Raw genomic sequence first — 25,094 nt, 5'->3', positions numbered from 1 at the left:
TGTTGACGATCCCGTCATATCCGAGGAGTTATCATGTCCGATATTAACCCATTCCCGATCGCCAAACGTTGGCCCGCCAAGCATCCTGAACGGTTACAACTCTACTCGCTGCCGACCCCTAATGGGGTGAAAGTCTCCATCATGCTCGAAGAGATCGGCCTGCCTTATGAGGCGCATCTGATCGACATCGGCAAAAATGAAACCTGGACGCCGGAGTTCCTGTCGCTCAACCCTAACGGTAAAATCCCGGCGATCCTCGATCCTGCTGGCCCGGACGGTAAGCCGTTTGCGCTGTTCGAGTCCGGGGCAATCCTGCTATATCTGGCAGAGAAATGCGGCAAGTTGTTACCCAAAGACCCCGCCCAACGTTATGAAACCATCCAGTGGGTATTTTTCCAGATGGCGTCCGTGGGGCCAATGTTTGGCCAGCTAGGCTTTTTCCACAAATTCGCCGGGCGCGAATATGAAGACAAACGGCCATTTGAGCGCTACCAGAAAGAGTCCAAACGGCTGCTTGGCGTACTGGAAGAGCGGCTGCAAGGGCGTGATTGGATCATGGGTTCGCAATACACCATTGCCGACATTTCCCTACTCGGCTGGGTACGCAACCTGATCGGTTTTTATGAAGCGCGCGACGTGGTGGAGTTCGACAATTTCCCCCTTGTTGGCCAATGGCTGGAACGTGGGCTGGCAAGGCCTGCCGTACAACGCGGCATTAATATTCCTGCCCGCCAAGTCTGATAACCTATTGGGATTGCCAGGAAAGGCTATCCCTTTTCCCACCTCTCTCGTCATAAAAATGTCACTTTCCTGCTCTACTCTCCGATGTAACAAAATAATGCCAACAATATTTTTGTATTACGACAAGGAGCCCTACCCATGCAGCAGTCCGTTTCTCTGATCGCCGGTGCCCTATTATCCGCTCTGTTATGTTCCACCGCTCTGGCTGACAACAATCAACTCAACAACCGCGCGGCTCGTGGCGATATTACCGAACCCGGCGGTGCACGCCGTTTGGCTGGCGATCAAACCGCCGCGCTGCAAGCGTCGCTATCGAATAAAACCGCTAAAAACGTGATCCTGCTGATCGGCGACGGCATGGGCGATTCGGAAATCACCGGCGCACGCAACTATGCCGAAGGCGCAGGCGGTTACTTCAAAGGGATCGATGCTCTGCCGCTAACCGGCCAATACACCCACTACTCGCTGGATAAGAAAAGCCATAAGCCAGACTATGTCACCGACTCTGCCGCCTCGGCCACCGCCTGGGCTACCGGCGTCAAGACCTACAACGGCGCGTTGGGCGTAGATGTGAACGGCAAAGATCAACCGACGATTTTGGAACTGGCCAAGGCCGCGGGTAAAGCCACCGGCAACGTCTCCACGGCGGAGCTGCAAGATGCCACGCCGGCAGCACTGGTTTCGCACGTAACCTCCCGCAAGTGCTACGGCCCAGAGGAAACCAGTGAGCAATGCGCCAGCAACGCGCTGGAAAACGGCGGGCATGGTTCTATTACCGAGCAGCTGATTAAAACCCGTGCCGACGTCACGCTGGGCGGCGGAGCAAAATCCTTCGCTCAGTTGGCGAAAAGCGGTGAATGGCAGGGGAAAACGCTGAAGGCCCAGGCTGCCGCATTGGGCTACCAATGGGTGGAGGATGCCGAAAGCCTGAACGCGATTAACCTCGCCAATCAGCAAAAGCCGCTGCTGGGCTTGTTTGCGCCAGGCAATATGCCTGTACGCTGGAAGGGACCGAAAGCCTCCTACCACGGTAATCTCGATCAGCCTGCAGTGACCTGTGAGAACAATCCAGAGCGCGGCACCAATGTGCCAACGCTGGCGGCGATGACCGAGAAAGCCATCGAGCTGCTGAAGAACAACCCCAACGGTTTCTTCCTGCAGGTGGAAGGTGCGTCCATCGACAAACAGGATCATGATGCCAACCCATGCGGCCAGTTTGGCGAAACGGTCGATCTGGATGAAGCAGTACAAAAAGCGCTGGAGTTCGCCCGCGCCGACGGTAATACCCTGGTGATCGTTACCGCCGACCACGCCCACTCCAGCCAGATTATTGCCGCCAAGGCCAAGGCGCCGGGGCTGACCCAATCATTAACCACCAAAGACGGCGCGGTGATGACCATCAGCTATGGCAACTCGGAAGAAGGCTCCCAGGGCCATACCGGTACCCAGTTGCGCGTTGCCGCTTATGGCCCGCATGCCGCCAACATCGTGGGGCTGACCGATCAGACCGACCTATTCTTCACCATGCGCGACGCCATGAACATCAAATGATCCACATGGGCACAGCATGCTGTGCCCCTACCTATCTCCCTATCCCCCCGCCCAATTCACTATACCCCTACCCCTTGCGGAGCATTTTTCGCCACGTCAATTATCCAAGTTTACCCTTGCGTAACCGCCCATGCGCGCCTATTATCAAAGAATAAACTTGGATTATTAAGTCCCATTTGACTGTGACCCGAATGTCGTCGCTGCAGGAGAATTAAACCAATGGATCGCGCCAATATCATTCACGACTTGCTGAACTGGATCGAAAACCACCTGGATCAACCGCTGCTGCTGGATAACGTGGCAGCAAAATCTGGCTACTCCAAATGGCATCTGCAACGTATGTTCCGCAGTACCACAGGCCATGCGCTCGGCAGCTATATCCGCGAGCGCCGTTTGTCCAAGGCCGCACAGGCACTACGCGCTACCCCTCGCCCAATTCTGGATATTGCCCTGCAGTTCCATTTTGATTCCCAGCCTTCATTTTCCCGGGCCTTTAAAAAGCAGTTTGGTGAAACGCCAGCGGTCTATCGCCGCACGCCGCAGCAAGATGAAGTGGCCCTCTCCTCAGAGCACAGCTATCGGCACGGCACACCGAGCCTGCATTCACTGTACAAGCGCCAATGCGTAGACGAAGGCTGCACTCACTGGGTCGGCCAGCGTTAAAAGCAAAAAGGCCAACGGGTGTATAAACCCATTGGCCTTTTCAGCTCCCGCTAAACGGGCGCAGCAGCACCTCACCCCATTGAACTGAGTGATGTTTTATCAGTTATATTCGAGGGTAAAGGTGGCAATCGATTTGATGGTGCCGCCCTTCATTTTCGCTGCGGTCTGGTAGTAACGCGCCTTGAGCGGCAAAGTGATGGTATTGGTCTGGTTGGCAATAGTATGCCCGGCATACACCGCCGTGCCGCTAGTGATTGGCGTTGAGTTATTGCCGGTCAGCAGTTGGACACCGACGCCGCTGGCGGCATTGCTATCCTGTACCGGCTGGAGTACGCCCGGTGCATTCGAGGCATCGCGAGTATAGTCAAAACGTACGTTAACCAGCCCCTCCCCTGTACCGCCAGGTAACAGTTCCGTCCCCGTACCACCCACACAGTTGATGTTAATCGAAAAGTCCTGCTCTGCGGCGGTACTGCCCACGCCTTTAAACGCCGCAGTAGCCACCGTACTCAGGTTGATCACCTTGTTTTTCGAACCGGCGTCCACCGAACAGGACGAGGTGACAATGGTGATACTGTTTGCCAATACGTGGGAGATCAGGATCGGTCTTGAAGGCCCCGTCCCATCCGCATAGTAAGAAGAATACTGCCCGGGGGCTAACGAGCCGGTACCGGTATTCTGGGCAATTTTGATCACCTCAACCACAAAATACCCCTCAGCCAGATACACCCCGCCGTTACGGTAGATCTCGTGCGGGTAATAGGCACCTTCCTGCGAGCCGATCTGGCGATAAAGCCGCAACCCCACCCCCGGCACGTTGGTGGTCCAGATTTTGTCGCTGATGGAGCTCGGGCCGCCTTGTAAAATGCGACCATACAACGTGCTATTACCGCTGCAAGAAATATTGTTATCCCGGCTGATATCGAACTTGCCGGTGGCCAGGATATCGCCCACCTTGGTATCCGGCGTAATCAATACCCTGCCGACGTTCATAATGATGTCCTGCGGCCTGGTCGTGTTAACCCGACATTGAGCATATGCCTGTTGCCCGGCCAACATCAGTAACAAAAACAGCATGGCTTGTTTAGGGCGCTGGCGCATGGCGGTGAATTTATGGATAACGTTGATCATTTGCAGCTCGCCTCGATAATTTCGTAATCAGTGCTGTTTTGTGTTTTGGCTTGGTAATTCACGGAACACTGTTGTGTCGGCTGAGTACCCCATTTCACCAACAGCAGCCCCTGTAACGCTTCGGTACGCAGATAGATGCGGCTGCCTTGGCCGACGATGCCGATCACTTGGTTACGGATATCCAATACTTCGGCACCAAAAGGCAATGCCGTGTTGTTCGGGCCCAACGCATGGATAATCAGCGCCTGGCCTTTGATGGTCTTGAACTCCAGCTTGGCAATCGCACCGGCATAAGGCGCTACCTGCTGGCTGCTGCTTTCCAACTCGACATCGCGTGACATACCGTTAGGATCCAGCGTGACGTTGGTCATGCGGTATGGGGCAACATAAGGCACCACCGCATAGCCGTTGTCATCGATTCGCACCCCAGGAGAGTTGGTGACGATTGCCCCTGCGGCATCCGGCGCTTCAACCAGCACCATGGTTTGGCCACGCTGAGGCGTCATGGTCACGCCACCGGCATGTGCCACCACACTGCCGGAGGCCCCGATGGACGACTGGCGGAAATCACGGCCATAGCTGTAAGAACCGTTCATGGTGGCGAAACGACTACGGTATTCCCCATTCACACTGGTGTTAGTCCCGCCGCTTTGATCGTTAGCCAAGGTGGCACTGTAGCTGATGTTGTTATCCTCCCCGGTGGAACCGTTAATCCCGATGCGGCTGCTGTCGTAGCCTTGGTCGTTGTAGGCCAATGCGCTGTTCAGGCTGATGTTTTGCGAGCCAATGTTGAACGGGATCGAGAAGTTCAGGAAGTAACGGGTTTCATCGTGGTTATAAGTATCGGTAGTACGCATGGCGGACAAACCGTAGGTAACTCGGCCGATGAAGTTGTTGTAACCCACCTGATACTGTTTGGAGGTACCGCCACGGTTCCAGTAATCGCGCACCGAACCGGTGATATACAGCGATCCCAGATTGGCACCCAGGCCCTGATTCAGCGTGAGCTGATATTCACTGCGCTGGCGGTTAACCGCATCGGCACTTAAGCCCCGGCTCTCGTTATCACGGGCATACACCGCATCACGCAGTGACAGATAGCCGGAAGTCGAGTAGCGGTAAGCCGCAATGGTGAAGTTGGTGTTGGTTTCCGACATCAGCTTGCTGTAGCTGATCTTGTAGCTCTGGCCGGACAGATCCCCCTGTTTCAGGCGGGTGTTAGCCTGAGTCACGTCGACGGCAAAAGCCCCCAACGGTGTTGCCACTGCACTCCCCAGCAGCACCGCGCTGTAACCGTCACTCACGGTCGCCCCGGTGTAACCAGTCAGAATATTGGTAAACCCGCGCTGATAAGTCGCCTGGAACATCTCGGGCAAGGTATGTAAATTATCATCGCGAACTTGGCCTGCGGTTAACGCATAGCGCTGGATCCCCGGGCGCAACATCTGCGCCACCGAAGCATAGGGAACGCTGAACTGGCGCACAGAACCATCGGCCTCATTGACCGTCACGTCCAGATCGCCGCCGTAGCCGGTAGGGAACAGATCGTTTATCACGAACTCGCCCGGCGCTACCGTGGTTTGGTAGATCAACTGGTTGTTCTGGCGAATTTCTACCAGAGCGTTGCTTTGTGCCACGCCGCGCACCACTGGTGCATAGCCGTTAAGAGAGTCCGGCAGCATGCGATCGTCGGTACTCAGTTGCGCACCGCGAAAACCGATCGAATCAAAGAAATCCCCGCTGGTAAAGGCATCCCCCAGGGTCAGCATCCCGCGCACAGCCGGAATGGCACGCTGCGCATAGGTGGCCGTGTTCTGCCAATGGGTGCTTTCCTGACTACGCCAGTTCACGTTCGAGTCATGGCGCAACTGCCAACCGGCAATGTTCACCCCGGCGTTCATCGTCAGATAAGCGTTGGTCGAGTCCGAGTTGCCACCGGAATTGGAGCTGTGCGAATTAAAGGCGTTGAAGTTATAGGACAGAAAACCAGCGGTGATGCCGCGATCCCAGAATTTCGGATCGACATAACCGCGTGCGGTACGGCGCAGCGCGACCTGCGGAACGCTGACATCCATACGCAAAGTGCTGGTATTAAGGCGGTAAGACGCTTCCGGCACCCATTCCCCCAGCGGCTTACAGCTGCTGGTCGTCACCGCCGGATCGCTGCCCATTGCCGCAGTATCGACGCCAAACTCTTCCAGAGACAGCAGGCTAAAGCAGGTATCGGCACTGTCTTTACCCGGCACGCTCTTGAATTCAATGTTCTTTTTGCCCTTCCATTCCCCGTTGACGTAAACATCCAGAGAATATTTCCCCGCCAATACCGGGTTGCCATCACGAAAGCGTGAAAGATCCACGCCCTGCGCCTGGCCAACCAGGAAATTGCTGTTGAAAGTGGCTTCGACCGGTGCAGCGGCCTGTTTGGCATCGTTTTGAGCCGCTGCCAGGGAAAATGCCGGAGTGGTCAGGCAAAGGGCACTACCGGTCAACAGCAGGATGGATCTGTAATTGAAAAGTGCCGACTTTACGGCGGCAGAGATAGGTAACTCGTTCATATCCATGCATTCCTTTACCAAATTAAGCGTCCCCGCCGGCTGACTTTACCTCGCGGCATGGGGCTTTCCAGGAGTTACTTTTGCTGATTTTTGCTGCGTTGAACCCGGCCACCAAAGTCATTGATGGTGGTGTACTCAATATCAGCGATCCGTGAACTGTCACCGGAAAAGGTCAGCGTTTTTTCCTGGCCAGGGGCCAGCATGTCGCCATGCGGTGCCAACGCGACTTTCTTGCGATTGGCAACGGCATTGATTTCGGTGAAGGAGACATAAAATGGCGTAGGATTTTTCACTTTCACACCGCCCGCCACGAAGCTCCACTGCAGTTTTTCTGGCGCGTCATTGGCTACGCCGCTCAGACCTTCCGGGCGATAGAACAACTTCACACGGGTTCTGAAGGCCACCTGCAGGAAGTTTTCTGGCGCGGTGTCGGCGGCCGTTCCGGTTGGTGCAGGGGGAATTTCCAGCACGTTCAACCAGAACAGAGATTCTTTGTCTTGCGTCAACGCCAAAGTGGTCAGCGAAACGCGCAGCGCCTGGCCGCCGTTGGGCTCAATACGGCTGATCGGAGGCGAAATAATAAAAGGAGCCTTGCTGTTTTCTGGCGTCGTTTCCGCGTTGCCCTCATCGATCCAGGCCTGGACCAGCGCTGGGGCGGTCCCATTATTGGAGAGCTGGACGGTCACTTCCCGCTGTTTGGCCGGATAAATAACGCGTGTGCCGTTCACAATAACGCTGGCAAAAGCGCTGCTGCTGAAAAGCACGGCCATCAGCAATACGCTGTATTTCTTAAACGATGTTTTCATTTTAATATCACTACTATAGAAATACAGCGGGGGAAAAGTTTCCACCCGCCAGAATAAATACCCGATGATTTTCACTCCCTGCAATTAGAGGCTATCAGGGCGAAAAAAATCGCCCCGAAAGGTCACAGGGAGGAAACAACTCTTAACTAGAAAAGGCGCGGGTAATAACTTATTGGTAGATGATGGTGTATTGTACGTTTGAAGTTACATCACCAGCGCCCGCCGCTGCTGTTGCGAAATATTCCGCATAGTAGTTCAGGTCTGCTGAATCACCTTCATTGGCAACGGTAACCCACTGGGAGTTAGTCTGTGCACCGTTGTTGGTGGCAGCCAGAATTGGCAGGAACTGGTTGTTGCTACCCAACAGCTGGATTTGCACGTTGGTCGCAGCATTGGTTTTGGTTTGGTTATTCAAACGACCCGTTTTGAAATCAACGGTTGAACCTGGTTCGAAATAGGTTGCTACCTGGCCTTTAGAACATTTGGTCAGGTTAATTGCGAATGGAGTACGGCCCGCAGTAGCGCTAACCGCATTCAGGGTAGAAGAAGATACCGTCGGCAGAGTAACGGTAAAATCTTTACCGCCTGGGGTGCTGATAGTACAGGTCTGGTCGGTCACTTTACCGTTAAAAGTAATAGTACCATCGGCAGCCTGTGCTGAAAGAGAAGTAATGGTAGTGGCGCATACAGTCAGTGCTAATACAGCAGACAGCTTGGTGATTTTCATATTTTTGACTCTCGGTGAATTAATACAGCCGTTAAGTACATTCAACGATGCTACTCCCTGTCAGGAATGAAGCCCGATGAATCCATTTCCCGGCGAAATATAGACCAAGATCATTCCTATTGATAAATCGTTTAAAACATTCATAACGCCCTTCATGATAGGAAAAAACTATCAACAAATACCTATCGATCGATGTTGACGATTTACCCAGTTCGTAATAATCTTCATTCGTCAAGGTTGGTGGTCAAAAAACTAGATAAAACGCCGATAAACCAGAATATAACTCTGTTATTGCGCACACCGCCATCTTGAGCGCGACCTTGTTCCCTCTGAAATTTCAATCTTTTAGAGGAATTTACCACCAGATAAGATGATTCTTTCCTTAATAAGATTATTACCAATAAACAGCCATTTATTTCTTTGTTTATTGTTTAAAATCATACAGATAAATTTCAATCAAAGGATTGGGAAATGCGCAGCGTTTTTAACGATAAAAATAACGGCATTAATTATGTTTTCCAGCCTATGTTCGCCAAATCTGGGCAACTGCTGGCCGTTGAATGTTTATCGCGTTTCTCTTTTGATAGCGAATTTGCGCATTTCTCTCCAGAACAATTCTTCCAGCAGGCCGATCGGGAAACCCGCGTCGAGATCCTGCATCAACAAATTGAATTGATAGAAAAATACCGTGACTGGTTTCAACAACACCAGATTATTGCCACCATCAATGTCGACGACCATTCGCTGCAGGCGCTGGCAAACGGTGCGTTGGCCGATAAAGTCCGCGCGATGAATTGCCTGCATTTCGAAATCAACGAAAATGCCAGCAGGCTGGTAAAAAACCGCGTCCATAACGATCCCTCTTTGAATAATTATTCATTTTGGCTTGATGATTTTGGTTCTGGCTATGCCGGGTTTTCCGCCTTGTATAACAGCCGTTTCCGCTTCGTAAAACTCGATCGACAACTGCTGTGGGACTTTATGAAAAAGCCCGGCGGTGATGGGTTGATGCGCGCCTTGTTGCGTTTTTTTCACCTGAATCATTACCGGGTGATTATTGAAGGAGTTGAAACGCACGAACAAAAAAAATGGCTGGACGAAATGCCCTATTACGCACTTCAGGGGAAGCTGTGGCAGGAGTCCAGCATCAAAGATTTAAATCAGCTGCTTGCTGCTGAATACTTTTAACTCATTATGGGTATCCCCAATATGTCTAAAAACAATGTCCTGGTGATTAGTGAGTGTAAGTACAGCTATGTCGGGCTTTCAATGCTGTTGAAAAAGCATTATGGCAAGTACGATATCAAGCTGTTTTCAGACTTTATGCACGGTGGTGCAAAGGCGGAGAAAATTATCAAACATGATATTGCGCTGATTTTCACCTCGCAAAATCTGGAACAAAGCGTCAACGTGATCGAAAGCCTGGTGTCTATGCATCAGCAACACATGAGCTCAACGCGTATTCTGGTGTTTTATGATGATGAGCGGGTGGCCAAGCTGTTGGCGATCCTGGGGATCTCGGTGGAACTGGTATCGGCACGCATGCCGCTTTATTTACTGCAGGAAAAAGTGGAAAACCTGTTGGCGAGTGAAGAGTCTGGGCAATTAAAGGTGCAGAAAACCCGCGAGCTCAGCCCGGCAGAAAGCGATGTGATCTTCAACCTGCTGCGCGGCGATAGTCTGCTGAACATTGCGGCCAAGCGCGGCACCCATCCAAAAACCATTTTTTCACAGAAATACAGTGCATTAAAGAAATTGCGCCTGCGAAATATGAGTACCATTTTCGTCGCTGGCAATTGAGCAACAGGGGCGGACTCAGCAATTGAGCGCGCCCCCTGCCGTACCAGAGACAGGATAGCTGGCGGTCATGGCGCCTTTTACTGGCTCATAGCGTCTTTCTTCATACCCTCTTTAGCCATGGAATCTTTCTTCATGCTGTCTTTGGCCATGTGATCCTGCTTCATATCATCTTTGGCCATAGAGTCCTTCTTCACGCAGTCTTTACCCATGCACTCTTTTTTCATGCCCTGTTTAGCCATCCCATCGTGAGACATCTGGCTCATACCGTCCTTTTTCATCGCATCCTTGCCCATGCTATCGGCCGCATTGGCTCCGGTGATACCCAGCATCAGTGCGCTACACATCATCATGGCAAATAACTTTTTCATGGTATTTCCTTTTCTTGGTTAATCGGCACGCGTCGTGCCATGAAACTGCACCGGCGGCAATCAACTACCGCCAAACCAGTTGTAGCCTTGGTCTTCCCAGTAACCACCGGGAAAGTGGTTGGTGACTTCGATCACTTGAATATGTTTGGGATTCTTGTAACCCAGCTTGGTGGGCATCCGCAGTTTCATCGGATAGCCGTATTTACGCGGCAAAATCTGCCCGTCGTAGGTCAGCGCCATCAGCGTTTGCGGATGTAACGCCGTGGCCATATCGATGCTGGTGTAATAGTCATCGGCACATTTAAAGCCGATATAGCGGGCGTTAAGATCTGCGCCAATCGCCTTCAGGAAGGTGGCAAACGGCACCCCACCCCATTTGCCGATGGCACTCCAGCCTTCGACACAGATGTGCCTGGTGATCTGGCTGATTTGCGTCATCTGGTGCAACTGTGCCAACGTCCAGGGTTGCTTGTGCAGTACCAGCCCCGCCACTTCCAGACGATAATCGTCACCGTTGATATCCGGCGCCTGATCCTCGCTATAGAAGGCATTAAACGGGAATGGCCGAGTGATCATCGATTCGGCATACTCTGGTGCCAGATGGTTGGTATTGAACAGCCAGCCCTGAACCCGATCGTTGAAGCGTGAGATGCGGCTCAAGGCCTGATCTACCTGAGCATTATCACTGAGATCGCAGCCAGTCAGCATCGCAACGCCCCCCAGGGTCAAGCCATTGCGCAGAAAACGGCGGCGCGATGACGATGCCAACTGGCGTGCTAACAGGCGTTGCGCCTCTTTAACGATATCCTGGCCTTCGCTCAGGCTGAGAGGTTCTTTTTCCGTTTTCATCGGTGTCTCCTTAGCGTCCACGCAACATGGCCAGCAACGTACGTGGCACCATGGCCACCATCACCAGATGGATCACCACGAAGCCAACCAGCGCCGTCATGGCAAAAAAGTGGATATAGCGAGCCGCTTCGTAGCCCCCAAGCAAGGTACGTAGCAGAGGAAACTGCACAGACTTCCACAACACCAGCCCAGAAAGCACCATCAGGATGCTTACCACGATAGCCACCAGATAAGCCACACGCTGCACCATGTTGTAGTGGCGCAGATCGGCGTGTGACAACTTGCCGCACAGTGCGGCCCAGAGATCGGCCACAAACTGCCTGGGGCTGAGCGGCCAGAATTGGCGTTTAAAGCGGCCACTGAACAGGTTGATCAGCAGATAGCACAGGCCGTTGATGCCAAACAGCCACATACCGGCAAAATGCCATTGCAGCGCGCCCCCCAGCCAACCGCCTAGCGTCAGCTCGTTGATAAAACTAAAGTTAAACAACGGGGAAGCGTTATAAATGCGCCAACCGCTGGTGACCATAATCAGCATGGCAAGTGCGTTCAGCCAATGTGTCAGCCTTAGCCACAGCGGGTGGATAAGGGTCTGTTTCGCCGTGATCATCGCTTCTCTCCTGCCCCGTATCGGTTGAATGTCTGCAGTATTCAACGGATTTGTTCCCCAAGACCTCACGCAAAGTTAAATAAAATGTGATCACTTCCAAGGTGGGGGTTGTGTAGACTTCAGGTAGGCCAGTTAACCGCGGTAGAGAAAATGGAAAAGGCAAAACGAATTTTGATCGTCGAAGACGATGGACATATCGCCGAACTGTTGCAACTGCATCTGAGCGATGAAGGCTATGACATCAGCCATGCGGCCGATGGCAATCAGGGTATGGCAATGCTGGAACAAGGGGGTTGGGACGCGCTGATCCTCGATCTGATGCTGCCGGGTATCGATGGCCTGGAAATCTGCCGCCGCGCTCGCAATATGACACGCTATACCCCCATCATTATCACCAGCGCCCGCTCTAGTGAAGTCCACCGGGTACTGGGGTTGGAATTGGGTGCAGACGACTATTTGGCCAAACCCTTTTCCATGCTGGAGCTGGTCGCCCGCGTCAAAGCCCTGTTCCGCCGCCAAGAGGCGATGACCCGTAATCTCCGGATGGAGGCGGGAACGTTAAGTGTGAACGGGCTGGTGATCGATCCCATCGCCCGCGAAGTGTTTCTGAACCAGCAAACGGTGGAACTAACACCGCGCGAGTTCGACCTACTGTATTTTTTCGCCCGTCATCCCGGCAAAGTGTTTTCCCGCCTCAGCCTGCTCAATCAGGTCTGGGGCTATCAACATGAAGGGTATGAACACACGGTGAACACCCATATTAACCGGCTACGGATCAAGATTGAGCGCAACCCGGCAGAACCCGAGCACATCCTGACCGTGTGGGGCATGGGCTATAAATTCGCGGCTTCGCCGCAAGGGTAAAAGATGAAAAATCTCACGCTGACACAACGCCTGACTCTGGTTTTCGCCCTGCTTCTGCTCATCTGTTGTTCGATCTCCGGTTGGTTACAGGTGCGCAGCAGCACGCAATATAGCCAGGCGGTGATCCAACAGCTTTCCACCAATCTGGCGCAGCATATCGCCACCAGCAACCCCCTGTTGAGTTCGCAGGGCTGGAACGATCGGTCGGTGCATACCCTGTTCGATAAACTGATGGCGGTTAATCCGAGCGTTGAGGTTTATCTGCTGGATAAACAAGGCAATATCGTCGGCAACGCGGCGCCTGCCGGGCACATGAAACGCCAAAAGGTCGATCTGTTACCGATACAGACATTGTTGAACGGGGCCGAAATGCCCCTCTATGGTGACGACCCGCGCAATCTTGATAACCAAAAAGTCTTCAGCGCCGCGCCGCTGCGGGTAAATGGCGAGATTGAAGGCTATCTCTACGTAGTGCTGCTGGGGGAGGATTATGATGCGCTGGCCAATAGCGCCCAGATCAACTCTGCCATTTATACCGCGCTGTGGTCGATGGGGCTGGTGGCGCTGTTCGGCCTGCTGGCTGGGGGCTTTGCCTTCCACTGGGTGACACGCCCGATCCGCCGTCTGACCCAGCAGGTTAGTGCGCTGGATGGCGACGGCATCTCAGCACTGCAAACCTATGCCAATACCCCTGCGGAGAGCCACAGCCGTGATGAGGTCAGCCAGTTGCAGCAAGCATTCCGCCGAATGGCACAGCGCATTACCGAGCAGTGGCAAACCCTGTCACAACAGGACCAACAACGGCGCGAGTTTATCGCCAATATCTCTCACGATCTGCGTACTCCATTGACCTCGCTGCATGGTTATCTGGAAACGCTGTCGGTGAAATCCGCCAACCTGACCCCCACCGACCGTCAACGCTATCTGGAGATAGCCCTGGCGCAGAGCCGCAAAGTTGGGCGGCTGGCGCAAGAGCTATTTGAGCTGGCCAGGTTGGAATACGGCGTGGTGAAACCGCAGAAAGAACCATTCTCTCTCAGTGAGTTGGTGCAGGACGTATTCCAGAAGTTCGAATTGGCCGCCGAGGCTCGCCAGCAGCGCCTGCTTGCCGATATTCAGCCGGGCATCCCCCAGGTGTTTGCCGATCTGAGCATGATGGAACGGGTGCTGACAAACCTGCTGGATAACGCGATCCGCCATACGCCAAGCGGTGGAGAGATTGAAGTGCGCCTGTGGCCGCAGGGCAATAAGGTGATGGTTCAGGTCAATGACAGCGGGCCTGGCATTCCCTTGGAGCTGCGCCCAGATCTGTTTATCCGCCCGTCAATTCTCAACCATGCCCGCCGCCATGCGGGGGGTTTGGGGCTGATGATTGTCAAACGCATTCTGCAGTTACACGACAGTGACATTACGCTAGTGGATCAGCCGCATGCTGGAGCCTGCTTTCGTTTCTCCGTGTCGGTACTTTAACTGAAGTACCGACGGCCTGTCCCCAGGGAAGGGGGCTTACGGCATGTCGGCGTCCTGTACCTCTTCGGCACAGCGATTTAATTAAGCAACTCATAATAGGATAAGGCCCCTAATGTCGGCACTTTAACGACTTCATTGGCTGGCTCACCAAACTCCCTCTCCTGGCCTATCTCATCATTGACCACGTTGACCTGATAGGGAATGAGATTGGGGATAATGGCATAACCGCGGCTGTCGGTAACCACATCAATCTGCTCAGGGATCGTCGCATTGGGATGCTTGTTGCTATAAACCAGTGCGTTAGTGTCACCTAACGTTGGCCCTAAGGTAATCCCCGCCTGGTGGGCAACCAATGAACCTGAGCTGTTCGCCGAGTAAAGCGCATAGTTTGTTCCAGACTGGTATCTGATAGCAGATTCACCGGCGGCATAGCGGTAATTGGCACTCGCCTGATAACTTGCCTTGCTCTGTTTGCCCTTGCGGCTAGTCACCCGGTAGTTAAGGTTGTTATTTAAATGCCTCCCGCTAACGCCAAGCTCCGTTTGATAGTGATCGTAGGGGTTATAGCTGTATCCCAGATTCAGGCTGGTGTTATCAATCCCCATTCTCTTTAAGGGTACTCTGAAGGTAATACCAAATAGCATTTCATTTTTTTGCGTAGGGTATTGATAGTATGACAGGTCAAGATCATAGGATAAGTTGACGGTGTTTTGCATAAACCTCAGCGAGTAGAACGTCCGCTTGCCTTGATCCTCTTTGTATTTTTCCTGGTTAATATTGAACGACAAGCTCTGTGAAGTACCAATCAATGCACTTATCGAAAAATCAAAACCATATTCTTTTTTATAGTAATCACAGCAATAATAATCTGTTTTAGCATTATAGGCATAACTATTGAAATCATTAAAGTGAGGCTGTAGATAATACTCGCCATTTAACCTGATGCTGGCATTCGCCTTGTTGATATTAGCCACATACTGTAAACGCAACTTCTCACCGTTTACCTTGCCCTGCTCTGCCGATGTTATGCTGCTGTACTGGTGATTAAAGGTGACATCACCGAATTGATTGAGTCGTTGACCAATACCTAATGAGTGACTGTAGTAATTGGGCGATATCAGCGCTCCGCCAAATAAAGAGCTTTGTGCAGTGAGGCCATATCCAGCGCCTCCCTGAAAGAAAATGGGATTAGACTCTTCCATTCTCTCACTACTCATAAACTTGCCGAATGAGACATCATATTTCCACATGTTCTTATCCAGGATATTGTCCAGTCGACTCCAGGGTACGTCATAATAAGCGATGCTACCGTCGCTTTCTCTCACCGTCATGGTAATAGAACCCGATTTGTCAAACAGTTTGATATTTCTCAGCACGAAATCCCCAGCTTGAACCATCGTGCGGTAAACCGGTTTGCCGTTCTGCCGGATCTCAACTTCAGCATCACTGGTAGCTACACCGTATACCCAAGGCAACACTGGCCCCTGTGACGAAGGAAACATATTATCGTCCGATGACAATTTTATCCCGCGGTTGGGGAAGGGATCCAGATAGAATGTATTATTGTAGCCCTCACCAAAATACAGACGAGAGTTTATCGCGGGGATGTCTCTTTCAGCGTAAAGATCGGAAAACCTAATCCGTTTCTGTGGCATACCCTCATTATCATGAAATTGCCGTGATCTTAATCGCCAATGTTGGTAGTTGATGCCAGACTCTAACTCAACGACTAAGTTATCTTTTCTTCTGACATAACGTTCTCCCTGATATTTTTTATAGTTAACATCATAGTTTATCAGGATAGCTGGAATACCCTCATCTCTATACTCGATAGCCAGGCGAGGATCGGCCTTGACCTCCGTCGACTCTAGGAATATAAAAAAAAGGAAATTCACCTTATCAATTAAGGTAACGGTAATATTTAATGGATAAAGATCTTTAGCTTTGATACAGCCGGTTTCTGGTACCGCACTCATGTTTGCTGGTGAAAGGATTTCCCATTCTATTAGCTTTTGTCTATCAAAACACGGAAAACCGTCCTCCGCCATGTCCAATTCAATATGACCTATATCCCGATCCCCTTGGGAGATATAAAAATACTCACCTGCATTGGCAAAACAGGCTGCCATGAATAGAATAGGAAAGGCGAATAAACTTATATTCATACTGTTCGGGTGGGAATAATAGAATTTATAAAAATGCACCGGCAGTCATCATTAAACATGCCGGTACATTATTATTTAATTAAAACAGTTTACTTACCTTCGACGGAAGGCAGGATCGCATCCAATTTATCCAACTCACTCATCATGGCACGATAGACATAGAGTTTAGACTGAGCATGGCGCCCATCTAATTTGTTTGTTGCGCCAAGATCACGCAGCTTTTTGAGCAATTTCTGAGTATTTGGTTTGTTGGCATCGCCCTTAGGAATGGCGCTATATTCTGCAAAGAGATCCTGCCACTCAGCTTCCCAAGCCTCTTGCTGGTTGTACCCTGGCGTGATTGCAGTTCTGGTTTTAGCGGCAACGGAACCGCAATACTTATGTGCACCACCGCGTGTGCCGTAAATAACCCAGAGAGGCGATTTTTCCCGAGGATCATTGCCATATGACTGGATATCACTGACGCACTTGGTGACTTCATTACGCATATTTTGCTCTTGGCTGCTGATACCAGCAAAAACATTCGCAGAGAACACCAGAGTACCGAGCATCAAAAGCCCAATTTTGCTTTTATTCATCTATATAGATCCTTCTAGAATAATTAATTAAAAACATGAATACGCCGTTCTTAAAGGCAGAAGGACATTAATTTATAATATTTATTAAGACAATAAAATTCAGCTGAAATATTTTACTTTCGGATCTTTCATGAGAAATTCTTTAATGTAACCAGTAAATTCTCAAATTAACACCGGGAATGATAATATTATCACGCTATTAATAACACCAGGCCGATCATTTTGTGGTCAATTGTAATGTAAAACAGCGAACGGTTCGCTTACCAGTGTTATATATATCATTAATAAAAATCCTGGAATTAAGAATAAAACCAGAATAAAAGTGATTTGCACTGATTTAAGCCAGGTAGATTGACAGTGGAATTGTTTGAACTAACGCAGCTGGCATGACCTGAGAAAGAGCCCTTCTCTCTCAGAGAGGTGGAGCAGAATGTATGCCCGAAATGGCAGTTTCATCCCAGTAACGGGTTCTGAACGCCAACAGCAGCTGCATAAAGCCAACCTGATTCAGCCCCAGCTTGCGCATAATATTCAGCTTATGGGTGCAGACGGTCTTATAGCTGCGCCCGATAACCTGAGCGGCATGCTGTGCATTGGCTCCGGCAACCATCAATCCCAGGATACGCCATTCACAACCTGATAATGGCCGCAGTTCCTGCAACAACAGTTGCCGCATCGCTGGGCTACGATAACTGGCTGTGGGATGAGCCGCCGAAATGGCTGCCAGTAAATAATTCACACTATCGCGCTTGGCCACTAATGAGAGGTGTTTTTGCGTTGCAAGCAGCGACAAAATATCCGTGTTGATGATATCGGTGAAAACCACCAAGGACGCCTTTGGCCAAAGCGTACCGAAGGTCAACACGAATCGCACTACCTGATAAATTTCTTCGTTATGATGGTAGAGCTCCATAATAACCGTTTGCTGTTCATTATCATTGAGTGATGAGACAATATCTTTCAGTCTACTTAGATGGCTGATTTTTTTATTTTTCGGATCAATCAATGCCTGCAGGCCGATCTTTACCAAAGGATGGGGCTCAAAGAGAATAAAATTCTCGTTATAGAAGGCATGCATAATTAATTATCCTATTGAAAATATTATATTTTTTAGTTTATAAAAACCACCTGAAACCCGCGTTCCTTGCCGAACGGTCAATAAAATCCAATCTAGCTAATTAAATACAACTTTTATCCACGTTGATAAACTTATCGTTATAAATAATAAATTTCTGACCTTGCAGTTTGATACCCGGATGCGACAGCGTATCCCCTGGGCGTAAATATTCGGTGATCCCCTCTTCATCAGTGCTATCACAACCGGGTTTCAGCAGAAACTTAAAAAAGGTATTACCGGTGTTTTTGAGCGTACCGCGCTGCTTGTCAAGCTGGTAGTCAAACTGGGTGACACGCGGTCTGACCACCAGAATGGTATCCATTACCACGATCGGCTCCAGATTGGCACCGGCTTTGTTGCTCTGCCCGGTGGTCAGCAGGTTAGTCGGTACCTCGCGAAATGAGACACGATAATAACGCTCTTTATTATCCTTGGGCCCATGGTAGTAGAACTTGTAATATTCCCCCTGCCCTGCCCGCAGCGTCAGTTGCTTGGGGGCAAACAGCAATTCACCCTCTGCCGGGCGGGTTCGAACCTCTTGCTCCCCTGGCCGATCGATGGCACGAATGGAAACCTGATAAAACCGGGCGCTGGCGTTATTATTCAACACCCGTTTGGCGACAAAGGACTGATCCTGATCCATCGCAAACGTCATGGTGCCCACGTTGATCGCCCCGGCGGTAAAGGGCAGGAAGATTAGCCATAGCAGCAGAGTTTTCACATCATCCCCTTAATTGATATTGCGCCAGGTTGCCTCAACGTGGATTTCACCGGCGGCATGCACATCACCATACCAGGCGTTACCTTCCACCGTTTTCAGCGAGATCGGTGCGTTCATCGGGATCCTGAACTTGACCTTGGTCTTGTTCATCACCCCCACGTCACCGGAAATATCGTTCCATGGTGTGCTGCTCCACAAGGCGTTGGTCATATCGTGCCACTGGCTGTCACAACCGGCATCAAACACCTGCTCCGTCCCCGTGCTGGTGGTAATACTAAGCTGGGCCGGGAATGGAACCTTAGTGGTATTGTCCGGCGAGGAGAAAATACAGTAGTTGATCCCTCCCAGTGACTGCGTTGGGCCGGTCGCCATCACCCTGACCTGATCGGCATTGGTCTTGGCGCTGGTGGTCACAATATAGCCAAACTCCAACGGTGGCTCTGAGGGGCCAACATAGCCTTCCCGGTGCGGGCTGTTATCGAAATCCTCGGAAATAATGCTGATACTGAAATCACGAGGCTTGATGATCAGTTGGTTAGAGGTCGAGAACTCATACCAGCCCGATTCCGGCGAGGTGGTGTTCTGGAAACGGAAGTTAATCAGATCGTGCGTACCACCGTCGGTGATCCCCAGTCTGACCATCTGTTTGAAGAAGTTACTGGCAAAAAACACGTAAACGGCATTACTGCTCTTCAACTCGTTAAACGTATAGTAACTGCCGGTACCCGAGGTATTTTTCCAACTGTTGCCATTCAAACTGAATTGCAGATCGGCCGCATTAACCGCCGATGACAGTGCGGCGTGGTTGATCGACGGAAAAATATGGATCGAGGTGTTACTGACGCTGCCATCCGTTTGCAGATCGTAGCTGACCATCTTGCACATGATACCGCTGCGGGCACCGACGGTTTGGTTGCGGCAGTCCGCATTACCTTCACCGATGATCGGTATCCCATCGCTGTTGACGAACACTTCCGATACCGCATTGGTATTGATAAAACGCAGGTGTGCCGCCTTGGCATGGGTGACGGTACGTCGATACCAGGTGCCACGGGCCTGATCCTGGCAGCGTTCGCCGTTGCTGGCATTGTAGACAACGTTGGTCTGACAACCGTTGATCTGCATGCTGAACGAACTACCCGTTCCCATCTGTTTCAGGTATTGATAAAAACTCGGCGACATCATGCCATGCATCCATTTTGCCCCGCCGGAGGTGACAACAGCACCGTAAAACCCTTTTTCATCAGTGGTTTCAGGCAAGATCAGACTGGTATCCATATTGCAGCCGGCATACCAGTTGATGCAACGCAAGCCAAGGAATGGGCTTTTAATAGGCGCATTTTCCAGCCACATATCAAAGCGGTTGTTAGCCGTCAGCAAATAGTTATAGCCATTATCGACGTAGCCCAGGCTCTGCTGGTAAATAGTGCCGGAACCCCCATATTTCAGGCCGGTCCATTTATTGGCACCGGTCAGACGCGGCTCGAGCCCCCCTGCCGGGGTCACAAAGAAGTTATCGTCCGCATTGTTCTCAACAAAGACAAACTTCATCGTGGCGGCATCTCCCAGATTGGTCGGGTTCACCGCCTGCGCCGGGGCGATGCTCAGCAGGCCACCGATCAACAGCGCCAAACGTATGCTATTAGCCTTCATTGCTCATATCTCCTGATTGGCCCACTTTGGCGTAGGACTTCAAGCCGCGGCAAACCACGTCGCCGACCCAGACCGCACCCTGTGCCTTGCTCAGATCCAGTGCCACTTCACAGCTTTGATTGTGGCGGTAGGTAAAGTCGATCACCGGGAATTTCTTATCCACATCCATCACGAACTCCCCTTTCTCATCCGTACGGGTACGCCCGATATGGTTGTTGATATTGGCGTTGGCCAGCAGCGTGCCATCCTCGGCCTTGATACGGCCAAATACCGTGACCATCTGTTTGATTTGGGGTTCGATAACCGCCACGTTGCCCGGGTACAGCGTCAGGCTGTTCTTACGATTGGTGACGATATCGAAGCTTTCCGCCGAGTTTTTGTTGTTCATCAACTCCACCACATACTGACCATAAGGGGACAGTGGCAGATAGTTCTTGTCGCCGGTCAGCTTGACGACGCGGCCATCCACGCGCGCGGTCAGCATGCCTTCATTTTCCAGGCCGGTATTGATAATGATCCCTGAGTTACCTTCATTGCGTCCACTTGCCGCGATATGGCGCCCCTGCCAACCGACGCTGCCGTTTGCGGTCAGGCTGGTATTCACGTAGCCGTCTGCGGAGCTGCTAACGTTGACGGTGCCGGTAGAATACTTGGTGTCAAAACGGGCGTAGGCACCGCCGTTAAAGCTGTTATCCCCGTTGGTATCGCCGGAGATAGCGCGCGACAGGTTTGCCCCCACGGTACGGATCGGCCCATCGGCGATCTCTTTACGCGCCGCAATATTTGCCGTGGTGTAGCCGTTCTGGTTAGAAACCCCGGCACTGAACCAGTTGCCAAGCGGCAAGGAGAAATCGAGCGCAATGTACTTACCGGTATTGCCGCCGGAATGGCCATTATTGTATCGCTGTACCCCGGCGCGTATGCCCAGCGTGCCGTAACGGCCGGTGAACAGATTCTGGTAGTAATCCACGTTGTAATAATGGCTGCTATTTTTCTTGTCGTCGTTATAACTGACGCTGAGCGTGCCAAGGTGAGGCACAATCGCCCCCAAGTTTAGCGAGCCGCCGATCGCCCGGTTATGGGCATCGTTTTGGCGCAGTTTATCGCCGATCACCGTTTTTTCTTCGTTGGCCCACAGCGTACTGAAACCGCCGGGCAGCGTGGCGCTTACGGTGTTGATCAGCGTCCAGGATCGGTCGGTGGCCACCATGCTCTGCGTGCTAACCTGCACTGAATCAATGATCGGTATGCTTAAACGGCCTTCCGCCACCGAAGTGCTGTCCAGGGAATAGCCGGACAGCGCCCAGTTAAAGCGAGACAGGTTGCCAGAGGCAGAAGCCCCCAACAGGTAGCTATCTTTAGCCTCAGCGAAGCGATCGTTGTCGCCACGCCACTCATCCATACGCACCATGCCCCCCCAATACTGCCAGAACATCGGCGCACCCGCGGCGTGCAGCGGACTATAGAGTTTGTTAACCCGCTGCATACGGCGGTTGATCACCTGACCATTGACGATCACCTCAACCTGCACATCATAAATACCAAAAGGCAGCGTGCCGGTATCCACTTCGTGGTTACCCATGGAGAAATTCTGTACGCTGAGCAGACGGCCATCACGTGACAGGTGAACCTCACCCGCCGAGGGGAAGAAGGCGACAATCGGTGTTAACGACTGGCTATTATCAAACACCGTCGAATTGGCCCGGCTGCCATAGGACATGCCGTAGATTTTGCTCGAATTGATGGTGGTCACTGGCCCCAGCGATTGCAGGTTCCAGCTGTCGAGCATGCCTGCGGCAAAGCGTCGGCCAGCGAAGTCACGCTCATACATCAGCTTATACAGCGTCGAATCCTGGTTGCTGCTGCCAATGCCATAGACAGAACCGTTCACTTCCACATGATGCTCACGCAGAGAGGTGACGTTATTCAGCGATAAATAACTGGAGGTAAAACCTTCACTGGCTTTGGTGCGGTTGTCGTAAACGCCCAGGTTGTAGGCCAGCGTGCTGCTTATCTCATCAACACTCGACGCACCAATATCGCTGGCGCGCTCACGCAATACCGTACCCAGAGCCGATTGCTTCACCACCAATTGCAGGTTCAACTGGCGGAAATCCAACGCCAGCCAGGCATCATCCGACAGCGTAATGCGTTGCTTATCGTCAAAGTTGGCATCATTGAGCGCATTGAGCTGCTTGGTGATCGCGGCGGTCAGTTGTGCGCCACCCTCGTTATCTTCCAGGGTAATTTCGCTGATTTTCAGATGGTTATCATCAAGCACCAGCAATGCGCGCCCAATGCGTTGATCGTCTTTCAGGGTGCTGTTTTGTTCAAAATGCAGCAATAACGGGATGCTCATCCCCTCACGCAATGCCATGCTGAAAGTCTGGGGGATCAACACGCCATCAATTTGGGTTAACCCGGCGGCAAGAGCCGACTGCCCAGGGATCATCACGGCCGGGATAACGCTCATCCCCACCGCTACTGATATCTTGAGTAATGCACTATCCAGTGCTAGTTTCACGTCTAACTCCTTGAACTATTATGCATCCCTTTACTGCAACATCCCGTGGCAGCCCAACTCGGTGTTATTTGACTTGAATAAATTGCTCTCCATACCAAAGCGCAACGTGGCTTTTCTTATCATTGATATCCACTTTGGACAGGCCACGATCTTTACCTGGCATGACAAAATAGTTTTCCTTGCAGCTGCTGCCTTCTTTCTTATTCTTGCAGGGGCCGTAGGCCACCATTTTGAAGGTAGCATTGCCGGTATTGGCGACTTTGTTATTGGCAAACTGATGATTAAAATTAACCTGACGTGGCGTAACCACTAAAATGGTGCCAATACGCGCCGAGGTGGTGGCCACGCCATTGCGTTTGGCGGTATTCTGCCCCGCATCGGTTAATGCCTGATCAAACCAGACAATCCGGTAATAGCGTTCTTGATTATCTTCTGGCCCCTTATAATAAAAACGGATCACGTCCCTGGCGTTGGCTGGCATCATCAGGCTGGCCGGTGACAACAGCATTTCATCTTTCGTCGCCATCGGGATCACCACGCCGGATTCCGTCGGGTCGGAAATCCTTTCTATTTTTATATTCACCAGGCGGCCGCTATCCGTCGTATTTTTAATTTCTTTACTTAGCGTCGCGCTATTACTGGGCATAAAGGAACTGACCGCGCCAACATCCAGCGCCAAGGCGCTATGGCATAGGGAAAGCAACAGGGGAATAGAAAAATAGAAACGATTCATAGCGGTATTCCAAACTCTTTAGCTGACAAAAACAGGGGGTTTCCCCCCTGTTAAGACGCATTACTCTGGGGAAACGATTATGCGGTAGTCCAGGTAGCGTTGAACTCTACGCTCACGTCGCCACTCCAGATACCTTCAGGCAGGGTGCTGAAATCAGTCACAGCAGTTGCGCCATCAGCCGTTGCGCCGATGATGCTGAAGGTGAACTGATCTTGTGCGCTGGTACGAACAGCTTTGTCGTAAGCGCCAGACAGTGCGCTCAGGTTGCCACCCATAATACCGGCATTAACGTCGATCATGGTGGTTTCAGCGGTTTTCTCTACGGCAGCGCCGTTGTAGTTAACGCCTACTTCCAGGGTAGAACCAGAGGTGTCGAGCTGAGTCAGAGTATTGGCCACCAGCTTGGAGGTCAGTTTAAAATCGGTGGCAGTTCCTTCGCCCTCGATAGTCACGTCGAACAGACCTTTCTGGCTGTTGAAGCCTTTGATGCCTTCAGCATATTGGAAAGACAGGCTGCCGATTGGCGTCACAACCAACTTGCTGGTGGTATCTTTCTTGGCAGTGGCTGACCAGGTAGCCAAGGCTTGTGCGGTAACGTCTGCTGCCTGAGCGGTGCCCACTACTGCGAATGCTGAAACGATTGCCAGAGCAAGTGTGATCTTTTTCATGGTAAAACTCCCTAAGTTATAGATTTCTATTGTCCGTTAAATGTACCGATCTTTGTCATCTCCACTCACTCCGGTATTGCCAGTTGCTAGCGGGATAACGCCAAGTATTGATATGCAACGTGAGTATGCCTCTCGTCCTACTTGGCGAGAAAAATCTTAACCCAAACAAATCTTAAGATAATCATTAACTGTCAAATGTGAAATGTTTAGATTTAAATCCCGTATTTAATGTTTTTAACACCAGATTAAGGATAAAAACTCCAATCACGCAAGTCGGGCAGCAGAATTATCCTAGATTAATTCGATCAAACATTAACCATATTATAACTACCGTTATTCGGCGTCCTTTCTGGTGAAAAATCAACCTGTACATTTAATGCCTGTCAGTTAAGGCAACCCATTTCCCCTCACCCCAACCCTCTCCCAAAGGGCGAGGGAGCTAGTACGGTGCAGTGTTCAAGTGCAGAGAAAAGCTGCGACAGGGTTGATGCAGAGGAGGTGTACCGTAATAAAATTGTGGCACGCTCGGTCCCTTCTCCTTTTGTACGAGAGAGCTGGTACGGTGCCGTGTTCAGGTACAGAGAAAAGCTGCGACAGGGTTGATGCAGAGGAGGTGTACCGTAATAAAATTGTGGCACGCTCGGTCCCTTCTCCTTTTGTACGAGAGAGCTGGTACGGTGCCGTGTTCAGGTACAGAGAAAAGCTACGACAGGGTTGATGCAGAGGAGGTGTACCGTAATAAAATTGTGGCACGCTCGGTCCCTTCTCCTTTTGGGCGAGAGAGCTGGTACAGTGCCGTG

General features: G+C 51.4%; 22 protein-coding genes. 7 read left to right on the top strand and 15 right to left on the bottom strand.

The genetic code is table 11. From position 1 onward, the window contains the following. The first annotated feature begins 33 nt into the window (after nucleotides 1–33). The 3 genes from AC6HVW_RS08685 (at nucleotide 34) to AC6HVW_RS08675 (ending at nucleotide 2,955) form a co-directional block, all read left to right on the top strand. On the top strand, nucleotides 34–741 hold the full coding sequence (locus tag AC6HVW_RS08685; protein ID WP_071682529.1) for a glutathione S-transferase N-terminal domain-containing protein: 708 nt from the start codon (nucleotides 34–36) through the stop codon (nucleotides 739–741). A 138-nt stretch (nucleotides 742–879) separates the two neighbouring features. Next, nucleotides 880–2,292 (top strand): alkaline phosphatase, encoded by a 1,413-nt coding sequence (gene phoA, locus AC6HVW_RS08680; protein ID WP_071682528.1) that lies wholly within the window; start codon nucleotides 880–882, stop codon nucleotides 2,290–2,292. A 219-nt stretch (nucleotides 2,293–2,511) separates the two neighbouring features. Beyond that, nucleotides 2,512–2,955 (top strand): helix-turn-helix domain-containing protein, encoded by a 444-nt coding sequence (locus AC6HVW_RS08675; RefSeq protein WP_065686882.1) that lies wholly within the window; start codon nucleotides 2,512–2,514, stop codon nucleotides 2,953–2,955. A gap of 99 nt (nucleotides 2,956–3,054) precedes the next feature. Here AC6HVW_RS08675 and AC6HVW_RS08670 read toward each other — a convergent pair whose 3' ends face one another. The 4 genes from AC6HVW_RS08670 to AC6HVW_RS08655 all read right to left on the bottom strand — a co-directional run bounded on the left by AC6HVW_RS08670 (nucleotide 3,055) and on the right by AC6HVW_RS08655 (nucleotide 8,174). After that, nucleotides 3,055–4,086, bottom strand: a complete 1,032-nt coding sequence (locus AC6HVW_RS08670) for a fimbrial protein (protein ID WP_071682527.1) — start codon at nucleotides 4,084–4,086, stop codon at nucleotides 3,055–3,057. Next, nucleotides 4,083–6,641, bottom strand: a complete 2,559-nt coding sequence (locus AC6HVW_RS08665) for a fimbria/pilus outer membrane usher protein (protein ID WP_071682556.1) — start codon at nucleotides 6,639–6,641, stop codon at nucleotides 4,083–4,085. Before AC6HVW_RS08665 ends, AC6HVW_RS08670 begins: the two co-directional genes overlap by 4 nt. Before the next feature lie 74 nt (nucleotides 6,642–6,715). Next, a complete protein-coding gene (locus AC6HVW_RS08660) occupies nucleotides 6,716–7,447 on the bottom strand; it encodes a fimbrial biogenesis chaperone (RefSeq protein WP_071682526.1) in 732 nt (243 codons plus the stop codon). A gap of 169 nt (nucleotides 7,448–7,616) precedes the next feature. Then, nucleotides 7,617–8,174 carry a fimbrial protein gene (locus tag AC6HVW_RS08655; protein WP_071682525.1) on the bottom strand — a complete coding sequence of 186 codons (558 nt, stop codon included), beginning with the start codon at nucleotides 8,172–8,174 and terminating at the stop codon, nucleotides 7,617–7,619. Nucleotides 8,175–8,645: 471 nt separating this feature from the next. Here AC6HVW_RS08655 and AC6HVW_RS08650 point away from each other — a divergent pair, with 471 nt between their 5' ends. Beyond that, on the top strand, nucleotides 8,646–9,362 hold the full coding sequence (locus AC6HVW_RS08650) for an EAL domain-containing protein (RefSeq protein WP_071682524.1): 717 nt from the start codon (nucleotides 8,646–8,648) through the stop codon (nucleotides 9,360–9,362). 21 nt (nucleotides 9,363–9,383) lie between these two features. After that, complete coding sequence (locus AC6HVW_RS08645) at nucleotides 9,384–9,974, top strand: helix-turn-helix transcriptional regulator (RefSeq protein ID WP_166734567.1); 591 nt, start codon at nucleotides 9,384–9,386, stop codon at nucleotides 9,972–9,974. 77 nt (nucleotides 9,975–10,051) lie between these two features. Here the strand turns inward: AC6HVW_RS08645 and AC6HVW_RS08640 are convergent, their stop codons facing one another. From AC6HVW_RS08640 to AC6HVW_RS08630, 3 genes are read right to left on the bottom strand one after another with little or no spacing between them, the layout of a single operon-like run. Beyond that, nucleotides 10,052–10,342 carry a pentapeptide MXKDX repeat protein gene (locus AC6HVW_RS08640; protein WP_071682522.1) on the bottom strand — a complete coding sequence of 97 codons (291 nt, stop codon included), beginning with the start codon at nucleotides 10,340–10,342 and terminating at the stop codon, nucleotides 10,052–10,054. Between the two features lie 60 nt (nucleotides 10,343–10,402). Continuing rightward, nucleotides 10,403–11,191 carry a molybdopterin-dependent oxidoreductase gene (locus AC6HVW_RS08635; RefSeq protein WP_497569338.1) on the bottom strand — a complete coding sequence of 263 codons (789 nt, stop codon included), beginning with the start codon at nucleotides 11,189–11,191 and terminating at the stop codon, nucleotides 10,403–10,405. A gap of 10 nt (nucleotides 11,192–11,201) precedes the next feature. After that, complete coding sequence (locus AC6HVW_RS08630) at nucleotides 11,202–11,801, bottom strand: cytochrome b/b6 domain-containing protein (protein WP_071682520.1); 600 nt, start codon at nucleotides 11,799–11,801, stop codon at nucleotides 11,202–11,204. 150 nt (nucleotides 11,802–11,951) lie between these two features. Here AC6HVW_RS08630 and AC6HVW_RS08625 point away from each other — a divergent pair, with 150 nt between their 5' ends. Together AC6HVW_RS08625 and AC6HVW_RS08620 are read left to right on the top strand one after the other, a co-directional pair. Then, on the top strand, nucleotides 11,952–12,665 hold the full coding sequence (locus AC6HVW_RS08625; protein ID WP_037375074.1) for a response regulator transcription factor: 714 nt from the start codon (nucleotides 11,952–11,954) through the stop codon (nucleotides 12,663–12,665). A gap of 3 nt (nucleotides 12,666–12,668) precedes the next feature. After that, entirely contained in the window at nucleotides 12,669–14,135 is a 1,467-nt protein-coding gene (locus AC6HVW_RS08620; RefSeq protein ID WP_071682519.1) for a sensor histidine kinase, read from the top strand. Between the two features lie 77 nt (nucleotides 14,136–14,212). Here the strand turns inward: AC6HVW_RS08620 and AC6HVW_RS08615 are convergent, their stop codons facing one another. The 8 genes from AC6HVW_RS08615 to ecpA form a co-directional block, all read right to left on the bottom strand. Then, nucleotides 14,213–16,300, bottom strand: a complete 2,088-nt coding sequence (locus AC6HVW_RS08615; protein WP_497569337.1) for a fimbria/pilus outer membrane usher protein — start codon at nucleotides 16,298–16,300, stop codon at nucleotides 14,213–14,215. Nucleotides 16,301–16,389: 89 nt separating this feature from the next. Continuing rightward, nucleotides 16,390–16,878, bottom strand: a complete 489-nt coding sequence (locus AC6HVW_RS08610; protein ID WP_497569336.1) for a hypothetical protein — start codon at nucleotides 16,876–16,878, stop codon at nucleotides 16,390–16,392. Between the two features lie 412 nt (nucleotides 16,879–17,290). Beyond that, the gene (locus AC6HVW_RS08605; RefSeq protein WP_368439006.1) at nucleotides 17,291–17,956 is read right to left on the bottom strand and encodes a LuxR C-terminal-related transcriptional regulator; all 666 of its coding nucleotides are present in this window, start codon (nucleotides 17,954–17,956) and stop codon (nucleotides 17,291–17,293) included. Between the two features lie 100 nt (nucleotides 17,957–18,056). Continuing rightward, nucleotides 18,057–18,716 carry a fimbrial biogenesis chaperone gene (locus tag AC6HVW_RS08600; RefSeq protein WP_071682515.1) on the bottom strand — a complete coding sequence of 220 codons (660 nt, stop codon included), beginning with the start codon at nucleotides 18,714–18,716 and terminating at the stop codon, nucleotides 18,057–18,059. A 9-nt stretch (nucleotides 18,717–18,725) separates the two neighbouring features. After that, the gene (gene ecpD, locus AC6HVW_RS08595; protein WP_071682514.1) at nucleotides 18,726–20,369 is read right to left on the bottom strand and encodes a fimbrial adhesin EcpD; all 1,644 of its coding nucleotides are present in this window, start codon (nucleotides 20,367–20,369) and stop codon (nucleotides 18,726–18,728) included. After that, entirely contained in the window at nucleotides 20,359–22,842 is a 2,484-nt protein-coding gene (locus AC6HVW_RS08590; protein WP_071682513.1) for a fimbrial biogenesis outer membrane usher protein, read from the bottom strand. Before AC6HVW_RS08590 ends, ecpD begins: the two co-directional genes overlap by 11 nt. Nucleotides 22,843–22,957: 115 nt before the next feature. Next, on the bottom strand, nucleotides 22,958–23,626 hold the full coding sequence (locus AC6HVW_RS08585) for an EcpB family pilus assembly chaperone (protein ID WP_071682512.1): 669 nt from the start codon (nucleotides 23,624–23,626) through the stop codon (nucleotides 22,958–22,960). A 77-nt stretch (nucleotides 23,627–23,703) separates the two neighbouring features. Next, entirely contained in the window at nucleotides 23,704–24,294 is a 591-nt protein-coding gene (ecpA, locus tag AC6HVW_RS08580) for a common pilus major fimbrillin subunit EcpA (RefSeq protein ID WP_065686866.1), read from the bottom strand. Nucleotides 24,295–25,094: the final 800 nt, after the last annotated feature.

The sequence above is a fragment of the Serratia sp. NCCP-200 genome, from assembly GCF_059697885.1.
The sequence above is the reverse complement of the archived record's forward strand: the minus strand, read 5'-3'. Positions and strand labels throughout refer to the sequence as shown.